This is a genomic window from Intestinimonas butyriciproducens (assembly GCF_004154955.1).
GTDB lineage: Bacteria > Bacillota > Clostridia > Oscillospirales > Oscillospiraceae > Intestinimonas > Intestinimonas butyriciproducens.
The window spans coordinates 3,213,849-3,224,506 of sequence record NZ_CP011524.1; the positions used below are offsets into that span (position 1 = coordinate 3,213,849).

A 10,658-nucleotide genomic window follows, 5' to 3' on the forward strand; every position below is an offset into this window, starting at 1 on the left:
TCCCATTGGGGACGAAAGCGCCTTTTTGTCCTTTTTACAGACAAGACCCCAACATCTTATCACAAAGGAGCGTTTCCATGGACCGTATCAAACCCAGAACCCTCTCCGGCTTTATGGAGCTACTGCCGCAGCGGCAGGTACAGTTCGAGCGCATGGTGGAGGCCCTGCGCAAAACCTACTCTCTCTATGGTTTTACCCCCCTGGATACCCCCGCCATCGAGGCCAGCGAGGTGCTTCTGGCTAAAGGCGGCGGAGAGACCGAAAAGCAGATATACCGCTTTACCAAAGGGGACACGGACCTCAGCCTGCGTTTTGATCTCACCGTCCCCTTGGCCAAGTATGTGGCGCTGCACCACAATGAACTTACTTTCCCCTTCCGGCGCTTTCAAATCGGAAAGGTCTACCGGGGAGAGCGGGCACAGCGGGGCCGGTTCCGGGAGTTTTATCAGGCCGATATCGATGTGATCGGCGACGGCGCGCTGGATATCGCCAACGAGGCCGAGGTGCCCGCCATCATCTACAATACCTTCACCGCCCTGGGCCTCAGGCGCTTTAAGATCCGTGTCAACAACCGCAAGGTCCTCAACGGCCTCTTTGACGTCTTGGGCCTCCGGGCGCAGTCCGGAGACGTGATGCGCACCATTGATAAGCTGGAGAAAATCGGCGCGGAAAAGGTTAGAGCGATTCTCACCGAGGATTTTGCCGTGCCCGCTGACACAGCGGACAAGCTTCTCGCTCTCCTTGCCACCAAGGACCCCATGTCCGCTCTGGAACATTACCGCGGTCAAAATGCCCTCCTGGATCAGGGGATCGAAGAGCTCTCCACCGTGGTGGGCTATATGTCCGCCTTTGGTGTGCCAGCCGACCACTTTATGGTGGACCTGACCATCGCCCGCGGCCTGGACTACTATACCGGGACCGTTTATGAGACCGTCATGCTGGATCACCCCGAGATCGGCTCCATCTGTTCCGGCGGCAGATATGACAACTTATCGGAATATTACACTGATAAACAACTCCCTGGAGTCGGAATTTCCATTGGTCTCACCCGTTTGTTTTTTGTCCTGGAGGACCAGGGCTATCTCAACGACGCACTCCTCACCGCGCCGGCGGATGTCCTCATCCTCCCCATGACCCAGGATCTCTCCCCCGCCATCTCACTGGCCACCACTCTTCGGGAGGCGGGGGTCCGGACCCAGCTCTATACGGAGCAGAAAAAATTCAAGGCTAAAATGAACTATGCCGACAAGCTGGGGATTCCCTATGTGATCTTCCTGGGAGAGGACGAGGTGAGCGCAGGGGTCTGTGCCGTCAAGGACATGGGCTCCGGCGAACAGGTCAAGGCCGACCCTGACCAGGCTGTGACGCTCATCCAGACGGGTATTCGACAGCGCAGTATTGGCACGCCCATTCAGGACAAGGTTTAAGAGCACATGAGATGGCAGCCCTGAAGCCTGACTCTTTCCTTTGAGAACAGTCATTTTTGATTCCATTTTGTATATTTTATTTTATAATAAACATTAAGGAGAGATATTGATATGTTTCAGTCCCGCACCCACACTTGTAACGAGCTCCGCATCGAGCACGTGGGGCAGCAGGTCACCCTTGTCGGCTGGATGGAAAATGTCCGGGAAGTGGGCGGAAATCTGGCCTTTGTCATCCTCCGGGATTTCTATGGCACCACCCAAGTAGTGGTCGAGACCGAAGACATGATGAAGCTCGTCAAATCCATCAACAAGGAATCCACCATCCGGGTAGAGGGCATCGTTCGGGAGCGCGACAGCAAGAATTCCAAGCTGCCCACCGGGGATATCGAAGTCCTGCCCAGCAAAATCGAGGTTTTGGGCCGGTGCCGCTACCATGAGCTCCCCTTCCCGATCAACCGCAGCCGCGAGGCGGATGAGGCCGCCCGACTCAAGTACCGCTACCTGGACCTCCGGAATCCCGCTGTAAAGGGCAACATCGTGCTGCGCTGTCAGGTGGTGGCGGCCCTGCGCCAAGCCATGACCGATCACGGCTTCCTGGAGATCACCACCCCTATCCTCACCGCCTCCTCCCCCGAGGGGGCCCGGGATTATCTGGTGCCTGCCCGAAACCATCCGGGTAAGTTCTATGCCCTGCCGCAGGCGCCCCAGCAGTTCAAACAGCTCCTGATGGCTTCCGGCTTCGACCGCTACTTTCAGATCGCCCCCTGCTTCCGGGACGAGGACGCCCGGGCCGACCGCTCCCCCGGCGAATTCTATCAATTGGATATGGAGATGGCCTTCGCCACCCAGGAGGATGTCTTCGCCGTGCTGGAGGATGTGCTGCCTCCCATCTTTGCCAAGTACGGCAAGTATCATATGGCCTCCTCCGCACCCTTTACCCGCATTCCCTTTACCCAGGCCATGGACACCTACGGCTCCGACAAACCGGACCTGCGCATCGACCTCACCGCGGTGGACGCCACAGCGCTCCTCGCCGACTGCGGCTTCGGTCCCTTTGAGGGAAGTGTGGTAAAGGCCGTACCTGTCACCAACTTTACCGCCACACGCAAGCAGATCGACAAGCTCTGCGCCGATGTGGAGGTACAGTCAGGTGGCAAAGTCTACTGGTTCCGGCTGGACGAAAAGGGAGAGCTGGTGGGCGGTATCTCCAAGTTCCTACAGGACCGGAAGGAGGCCGTGACTGCGGCCCTGGGCTTGAAACCCAATACCTTTGTGGGCTTGACCGCCGGGAAAAAGCTGGCGGCCCAAAAGACCGCTGGCGTACTCATCAAGATGCTCCCCGCCCTGGCCCCCGAGCATATGGATAAGGAACGGTACGCGTTCTGCTGGATCACCGACTTCCCCATGTATGAGATCGGCGAGGAGTCCGGTGAGCTGGAGTTCTGCCACAACCCCTTCTCCATGCCCATCGGTGAACTGGAGATCCTGGAAAAGGCCCACCGGGGAGAGGTGGACCCCCTCACCATCATGGCCTATCAGTATGACTTGGTGTGCAACGGCGTGGAACTCTCCTCCGGTGCAGTCCGGAACCACGACCCTGAGATCATGATCCGGGCCTTTGAGCTGGTTCGGCTGGGTGAAGAGGACGTCAAGGCCAAGTTCCCCGCCATGTACAACGCCTTTTGCTATGGAGCTCCCCCCCATGCGGGTATCGCCCCCGGCGTAGACCGGATGGTCATGCTCCTGGCCGGTGAGGATTCTATCCGTGAGATCATCCCCTTCCCTATGAACAAAAATGCACAGGATCTGATGATGGATGCCCCTTCCACCGTCAGCCAGAAACAACTGGACGAGCTGCATATTGCGTTGGTAGAGCCGGAAGCATGATCCCGGCTTGCCCTGGTGACGGAAGGAGCCCCGGACCTCAAAGGTCCGGGGCTCCTTCCGTAATGGTCCGTTTGAGATGTACTATGTAAAGGGTAAATCAACCGCCCAATACATCACATTGACCGACGGCTCATTTGTGGCAAAATATCAGAAACTGGAATTCTGTGATCGACCCGCAGGGGGGCCGGAGCGGGAGCGTCTGGGAATGACCTGGACACTCTTTCTTTTTATAGGCCCCGGTAAGGGCGCACTTACTCACCACCCGCCGCTGGCCGGTGGTGGTATGGCCTGCGGCCAGCGTGCGCCCTCCGGGGGACGGGGGTGGGGCGGCTCCGCCGTCAGCTTCCCCCTGCGCCGGTATATACAGCAGACGCCAACGCCAACGGCGGCTTGGGCATCGGACGCCGCTGCGTCGATATACTGGGGCTTGGGCGCCGTCAGCCACCAACAAGCTGCGCCGGGTATATACCGAGGCGTTGCTTGCTACTACTGTCAACGTCCGTCAAAAAAGGTTGAACATTGTTCGGATTGGTGGTATAATTTACCATATCAATTCGATAAATTGGAGTTTACCAAGCAATTTTAGAAAATGAAAAAACCGGTATTGGAGATATGGGTAAATGAATGAATATATGGAATATTTAGCGAAAATAATCCCGAAAAAGATAGTCTTAAACTTGTAAAAAATGAAGCAGAAAAATATTATAAATCACATTCTCTTGATGATTGTTTTAACATGGGAATTGAACTTTGTCATTCGGATAAATTTCAAATCCAAGAAGTGGGGATTTTCCTTTTGGGATATTCTGCACATCACAATATCTCTGCACTTTCCTTTTTGAAAGATACTGTTCGCCAACATGAGACAATGTGTGGAAAAATATGTGGAAAAGTGTGTTCTGTCTCTTTTCCACCTGTTCCGTTAAACCTGTATCTCTCCACATCCATCCGCCACCCTGTCAAAACAGGGTACGAGAGCGAGCGACAAGATCATACACAGGGCATAGCCCGGGCACCAGAATACCCGGCGCTTAGGCGGGCCCGCAATCTTCAAACAAGCCATGACTCTTCCAAAAAAATTGTGATAGAAAAACCCTCCATGCGAACAGCATTTATCCGCATGGAGGGCGATCCCGCTCTATTCCGCCGGGGCCTGCTCCTATTCCGCTGCCGGAGGCTTGGGCTGCCCTCCCCCGCCCCGATGACGGCGGCGGTGGTTCCGCCCGCTCTGTTTCTTCTCGGTCTTTTCGCCCTCGGTCTCAGGACCCTTTGGTTTTTCTGTCCGGGGCGGCTTGTCCCCCTTAGGCTTGTCTGTATGGCGGGGCGGCTGCTGTTTTTTCCGCTCCTGCGGAATCCGCTGGGTCAGCTGCTCATACTCCTCTTCTTCCTCATTCCGGGGACGCCGCCGCCGCTCCGGACGCCGAGACCCTCCCCGCCGCTCCGGAGGCAACTTTTTCTCCCGCAGGGGAGCGGCATTTTCCTCAGCCGTCTGAAAGACACGCTCCAGCGCCTCCGAAAGAGCCGTTTTTTCCGACGCGGGCCGCTCCTCCAGCGCCTCCTTGGGATCCGTTTTCCGCAGCTTTGCCAACTCTTCAGGGGGCGGGGCCACATAGCCCTCCGGCCGTTTTCCCTTTCCATTGCGTACCACGCAGATCTCACAGTTGTGGTAACACTTTGGCGTCTCAGGCGCATCGTCCAAACGCACCTTTACCTGCTCCCGGAGCAAATTCACCTGACACACATTGCCCACACCGTCCGGTGTCTCCACAAAGGACTCCGGCTTGGGCATTCGCTTGACGGCATCTTCATAGGCGTCCTGCTCGTACTTGAGGCAGCACATCAGTCGTCCGCAGGTACCTGATATCTTCGTGGGATTAAGGGACAGATTCTGCGTTTTCGCCATCTTGATGGACACCGGCTGGAACTCATCCAGGAAAGTGGCACAGCAAAAGGGCTTTCCACAGATCCCCAGGCCCCCCAGCATTTTGGCCTCGTCACGCACACCGATCTGGCGGAGTTCGATACGGGTGTGAAAAATACCAGCCAGATCTTTGACCAAGGCCCGGAAGTCCACCCTGCCCTCTGAGGTAAAGAAGAACAATATCTTGTTCCCCTCAAAATTGTACTCTACCTCCACCAGCTTCATATCCAGCTTATGCTCGGCAATTTTCTCCTGACAGATGTGGAAGGCCCGCTCCTCCTTCTCCCGGTTCCGGGCCACGGTCCGCTCATCCTCTTCCGTGGCCACCCGAAGCATGGGGCGCAGCGGAGCCACTACGGCCTCATCCTCCACCATGGTATTGCCCTTCAAACATTCTCCGTATTCGATCCCCTTGGCCGTTTCAACAATGACGCCCTGTCCGGGCTCCACTTGAATGCCTTTCGGATCGAAATAGTATTGCTTTCCGCCGCTTTTAAAACGGACGCCTATAATTTCTGTCATTGGGGTACCTCGTATCTCTTTTGATTGGGACCTGTTCAAACATGCGCAAAGGCTCCCGCACAGAGCCAACCGGCAATATGGCCGGCCCCTACATGGAAGGAGAGCGCCTCCTTGAGTAGCTGAATATGGCTGATGAGCCGAAGGGAACGGCCCGGCGCATCTCCGCGAAGAAGTCCGTCCCGGAGCTGCTGTACCGTTTCATCCATCAGGCCGGAGAGCGCGTCCCGATCCCATTTCTCCAGCCCCACGCAATATTCCAGCAACTCGCCCTCTCCCCCGTCCTTCAGGAGAGAAGCCAGCCTGGAAGCGGCCTCACGGATCCGTTCCTCCTCTTCTCCTCCGCCCTCCAGCCAAGCTACCGCCCGCCCCAGAACGCCCTCGCAGCGCCCTGCGGCATCCAGCACCCTTTCTCTCGGCAGGGTAGAAAATCTGGTGAGCAGATACTCCCGGCACTCCGCCGGGGTCACCGGGCTGAGGTTGAGCAGCTCACAGCGGGAACGGACCGTGGCAAACATATTTCCGGCATTGTCGGTGAGCAGCAGGAACGCGGCATAGGCCGGACCGTCCTCCAGCAGCTTTAAAAGCGCGTTCTGAGCGCTTCCGTTCATAGTCTGGGCGTTTTCCAGCACATAGACCTTCCGCGCCGCTTCATTGGGGCGGACATAGGCGTCCGCCCGGAGCTCCCGGATCTGGGATACGCTAATATCCTTCCCATCCAGGCCGATACGGATGACATCCGGGTGGACACCTGCTCCCGCCTTCCGGCAGTCGGGGCAGTGTCCGCAGGGTGGCTCCCCTCGGCCGGAGCAGACCAGTGCCGAGGATAGGACCCCCCCCAGTGTCCGCTTACCGGTCCCGGACGGCCCTGCCAAAATGTACGCATGTGAAAGCCCACGACCGGTCTGAAGTCGGTGCTTGACCTGCGCGTTGCCTACCAGAGCGTCAAGTCCCCGCATCAGGCGCGCTCAAATCGTTCGATATCCACCACAAAAATGGTAGCACCTCCCACCGTGACCTCCACAGGCATACTGGGATAATAGCCGTAGCTCATCTCAGTGGTGGTGGGGATCATCTGCTTCCGACTGTGAGAGTGCTCTTTGATGATGTCGATCACAGCCTGCACCTTCTCCTCATCCACGCCCACGAGGATAGTGACGTTTCCGGCCATCAGAAACCCGCCGGTGGTGGCCAGCTTGGTCGAGGAAAAACCCTTCTTAGTCAGGGCATGGGTCACCGCATTGGCGTCGTCAAAGTTGATGATAGCAAGGATCAGTTTCATAGAACTCCCTCCTCAGGGACAGGCATACTGCCTCTTTACAATATGCCTATCTTATTCTTTATATTATAACCTACTTCGCAGAAATATGAAAGATGTTTTTTCTTTCTGCCCCGGGTCAGAAAGAAAAAAACGGGAAGCGGCGAGAGTATGCCGCTTCCCGTTTGGAATCTTATGCTCTGTGCTCTCCTCTGGAGTAGGCCACCACCGTGCGGCGGTTGGGTTCGGTGCCGGTGGAGTAGGTCGTCACGTCTGGATAATCCTGAAGGGCCGTATGGATCACATGGCGCTCATAGGCGTTCATGGGCTCTAACGTCACGTTCCGGCGGTACTTCACCACCTTGCCCGCCACCTTTCTGGCTAGACGCTCCAGGGATTCCTCCCGCTTGGCCCGGTAGTTTTCCGCATCCACATGGATGCGGCTACGCTTGGACGCTCCGCGGTTCACCGCGTAACTGGTGAGCTGTTGGATCGCGTCCAGCGTCTCGCCCCGGCGCCCGATGAGAGCCCCCAGGTTCTCACCCACCAGCTCCACCTTGTAGCTACCGTCCTCCCCCATAGTGATCTTCGGAGTGGCCTCCACCTCCATGTGGGCCATCAGTCCGGTGAGAAAGCGATCAATGGATTCAGCCTTGTCCCCCAACTCCTCCGGGGCAGCCGTCGTCTGAGAGGTCAAATCGGCGGGAGCGGCCGTGTCCTCCGCCCTTTCGACCGCAGGAGCCGGCTCCTTTTCCGCGGTCGAAGCAGGCTTCTTCTCCACAACAGGGACAGGGGCCGGCTCATCGGGCGCCTCATAAGTCACTTTGATCTTTGCGGGGCTTCCTCCAATGCCCAAAAAACCACTCTTGGCCCGCTCCAGGACCTCCACGGACACCTCGTCCCGATCCAGCCCCAACTGCCTCAGCGCGGCGGTAATGGCTTCTTCCTCATTTTTTCCAGTACACTCAATATACTTCAACATAGGTCTTCTCTTCTCCTTATGTTGGGGTCATTCCCGTCCCTCAGGCTTCTGGATCTCCTCGATTTCCTCATCCAGCTTGGCCCAGGGGTCCTCAGAATCGGTCCCGTTTTCCTCGACAGCGCTTTCGGAAACGGGATTCTTGTCGGGAGCTTCCGGAGTCTTCTCCTCCACAAGCTCCTCTGCGATCATCTCATCGGCGGCGGCCTCTAAAGCCGCCTCTTGCAGCTTGTCCGATTTTTTCTCCAGAGCGGCCTCCACGGCGTTCTCATCGATGGGGGCTCCCGGATCCTTGTAAAGGGTCGGCCCGTCGGGGCTGTAGCGATAGGGGTCATACGCCCGGCCCCGGGCATAGGAGCGAATGCCCACACGGCTCACCTCGATTACAGAGGCGTCGCTCTTCTTCTTTTCCACCGCGGCGGCCTTTTTCTTACCCTTATTGGTCTTGGCCTCAGCCAGCGCCTGGGCTTTCCGCTCCGCGGCCTCCCGGCGCCTTTTCTTCTCCTCTTCCTTCTCCAGGCGTTCCTGTTCGGCGCGGGCCGCGGCAGCGGCCTCATAATCCTTTTTCAGAATTTTACCCGCCACAAACTCCTGCAGCAGAGACAGCAGGTTGTTCACCACCCAGTACACGCCCAGACCGGCAGGCATGATAAAACCGATCCACAGGGACATCAGGGGACTCATGATCATCATCATACGGTTGGTGGAGTTTTGCTGGGCATTCTGGGACTGGCTGTTCATCTGATTGGTCCGCATGGAGATGATAGAGAACAGAAGGCCCGTAACGGCGGAAATCACAGGGATGAGGAACAGCCCTATGCTGCCCCAGCTGATGCCGTTGACCCAGAACTTGGCGTTGGGCACCTGAGAGAGGTCCAGGCCGAGGAACTGGAAGTTCATCGCAAACATCTTCGCGGCGCCCTCACCTACTGCGGCCTGAGCGGCAGAGAGGTTTTCCGGATTGATGAGAGAGGCCAGGAAAAGCTGGTTGTAGCCCGTATTGCTGAAAGCGTTGGCCGCGCCCTCAGCCACGTTCTTGACCCAGCCGTTTTCAATGGAAATGGTGGCCCAGTTCAGGGCGTCGGCCACGGCGGAGATCTGTTCGCCGTTGAGGCCCATCATGTACTTCAGCGGCTGACGGATGATGGCATACAGGGGAAACAGCACCAAAATGGGAAGAAAAGACCACAGGCACCCTCCCATGGGGTTGACCTTTTCTTTCTCATAGAGCTTTTGAATCTCCAGATTCTGCCGCTCTTTATCATTGGCATACTTTTTCTGGATCTGCTGCATCTTGCCGGAGAGCATATTCATCTGGATCATGCTCTTCTTTCCCTTGAGCGAGAAGGGGAACAGGATCAGCTTCACCACAACGGCGAAGAAGATCAGAGCAAAGCCATAGCTGCCGGTGATGTTATAAAACAGCTGGAGCAGCCAGGTAAAGGGGGTGAGAATGTAGTACCAAATATCCATTTAGGGTCCTCCACACAATATTTTAGAAGAGGAGTCAGGGCACCGGATCATACTCGATGCTCTTTTGCTTATGGAAGGGCTGACATTTCAGGATACGCCTGAGTGCCAGCCATCCGCCCTTCCACGCGCCGTACTTTTCCACCGCCTCCAAGGCATAGGCCGAACAGGTGGGAATAAAACGGCAGCAGGGCGGCCGGGCGGGCGACAGGTTGCTTCGGTAAAACCGGATCAGCTTCAGCAGCAGTGCCTTCACGGCTCTCCCGCCTCCCTGGCCTTCAGCCCCAGCTTGTCCGCAAGGGAAAGAAAGGACCACTCCAACTGGCGGTACGTGGCGAAGGCTGCCTTGACCCTGGCCACCACCACGATGTCGTAACCGGGACGGAGCTCTCCTTCATGGAGCCGGTAGATCTCCCGGACGCGGCGGCGGACCCGGTTCCGGGTCACAGCGCCGCCCACCTTTTTGCCTACCGTCAAGCCCAACCGGTTCTCCATGCGTCGGTTTTTCCGACAGTAGAGGGCCAGATAGGGCGTAGCCGCGCTCTTTCCCTTGTGGTAAAGGCGCTGGAATTCATGATTTCGTTTGATGGTGACGGTAAACTTCAAAAAAGGTACCCCACTTTCGGACATTGAGGCGGAATTTTTGCGTATGCACTACAGGGGCGGTGGGAATGCTCCCCCGCCCCTTGATGACGCTCTATTCCGGTTCTGCCTGCATCTGCCTTAGTAGGTCAGGCGAGCGCGGCCCTTCGCACGGCGGCGGGCCAGCACCTTCCGGCCATTCCGGGTGGCCATGCGCTTACGGAAGCCATGCTCCTTGGAGCGCTGGAGCTTCTTGGGCTGATAGGTACGCTTCATCTCTGTACACCTCCTGTACGCGGCATAAAACGGGCTGAGCCCGTCTACCACAACGGCCGTTTTGACCGGCCGCGGTCGTCAGAATATACGTCTCCCTTGTTTTCAGGACGCAATCGTTATTATAGCCTATATTTTTATCCCCTGTCAACCACCTTTTTTCTTCTTTTTTCAGTCTATGACAAGGATTTCCCCTTCCATACAAGATATTGTGGTTGTCTATTCTGCCCGAGGCTGGGTTATATTTATAAATAATGTATAGGTGGAAAACCGTTGCCTCCAACCAGTTTTTTTGATATAATTAATTAGATATGGACACTACAAAAAAAGGGAGGTCCCGCG

General features: G+C 56.7%; 9 protein-coding genes and 1 pseudogene. 2 read left to right on the forward strand and 8 right to left on the reverse strand.

All coding sequences use genetic code 11. From position 1 onward, the window contains the following. Window positions 1-77 precede the first annotated feature (77 nt). Together hisS and aspS are read left to right on the forward strand one after the other, a co-directional pair. Entirely contained in the window at window positions 78-1,427 is a 1,350-nt protein-coding gene (gene hisS, locus SRB521_RS15845; protein ID WP_116721614.1) for a histidine--tRNA ligase, read from the forward strand. 111 nt (window positions 1,428-1,538) lie between these two features. Next, entirely contained in the window at window positions 1,539-3,314 is a 1,776-nt protein-coding gene (aspS, locus tag SRB521_RS15850) for an aspartate--tRNA ligase (protein WP_116721613.1), read from the forward strand. Window positions 3,315-4,863: 1,549 nt separating this feature from the next. Here aspS and SRB521_RS16830 read toward each other — a convergent pair. The 8 genes and pseudogenes from SRB521_RS16830 to rpmH form a co-directional block, all read right to left on the reverse strand. Next, window positions 4,864-5,757: pseudogene (locus tag SRB521_RS16830) on the reverse strand (PSP1 domain-containing protein); the annotation flags it as partial. 35 nt (window positions 5,758-5,792) lie between these two features. Next, window positions 5,793-6,713, reverse strand: a complete 921-nt coding sequence (locus SRB521_RS15860) for a DNA polymerase III subunit delta (RefSeq protein WP_075704846.1) — start codon at window positions 6,711-6,713, stop codon at window positions 5,793-5,795. Then, window positions 6,713-7,036: a cyclic-di-AMP receptor gene (locus tag SRB521_RS15865; protein ID WP_033117614.1), complete on the reverse strand. Its 324-nt coding sequence runs from the start codon at window positions 7,034-7,036 to the stop codon at window positions 6,713-6,715. The genes SRB521_RS15860 and SRB521_RS15865 overlap by 1 nt, the downstream gene beginning before the upstream one ends. Window positions 7,037-7,205: 169 nt before the next feature. Continuing rightward, complete coding sequence (gene jag / locus SRB521_RS15870) at window positions 7,206-7,994, reverse strand: RNA-binding cell elongation regulator Jag/EloR (protein WP_075704847.1); 789 nt, start codon at window positions 7,992-7,994, stop codon at window positions 7,206-7,208. 27 nt (window positions 7,995-8,021) lie between these two features. Next, window positions 8,022-9,464, reverse strand: coding sequence for a YidC/Oxa1 family membrane protein insertase (locus SRB521_RS15875; RefSeq protein WP_116721612.1), 1,443 nt, complete (start codon window positions 9,462-9,464; stop codon window positions 8,022-8,024). Window positions 9,465-9,498: 34 nt separating this feature from the next. After that, window positions 9,499-9,717 carry a membrane protein insertion efficiency factor YidD gene (gene yidD / locus SRB521_RS15880; RefSeq protein ID WP_075704849.1) on the reverse strand — a complete coding sequence of 73 codons (219 nt, stop codon included), beginning with the start codon at window positions 9,715-9,717 and terminating at the stop codon, window positions 9,499-9,501. Further along, window positions 9,714-10,067, reverse strand: a complete 354-nt coding sequence (gene rnpA, locus SRB521_RS15885; protein ID WP_075704850.1) for a ribonuclease P protein component — start codon at window positions 10,065-10,067, stop codon at window positions 9,714-9,716. Before rnpA ends, yidD begins: the two co-directional genes overlap by 4 nt. Window positions 10,068-10,184: 117 nt before the next feature. After that, the gene (rpmH, locus tag SRB521_RS15890; RefSeq protein ID WP_033117619.1) at window positions 10,185-10,319 is read right to left on the reverse strand and encodes a 50S ribosomal protein L34; all 135 of its coding nucleotides are present in this window, start codon (window positions 10,317-10,319) and stop codon (window positions 10,185-10,187) included. Between the last annotated feature and the right edge of the window lie 339 nt (window positions 10,320-10,658).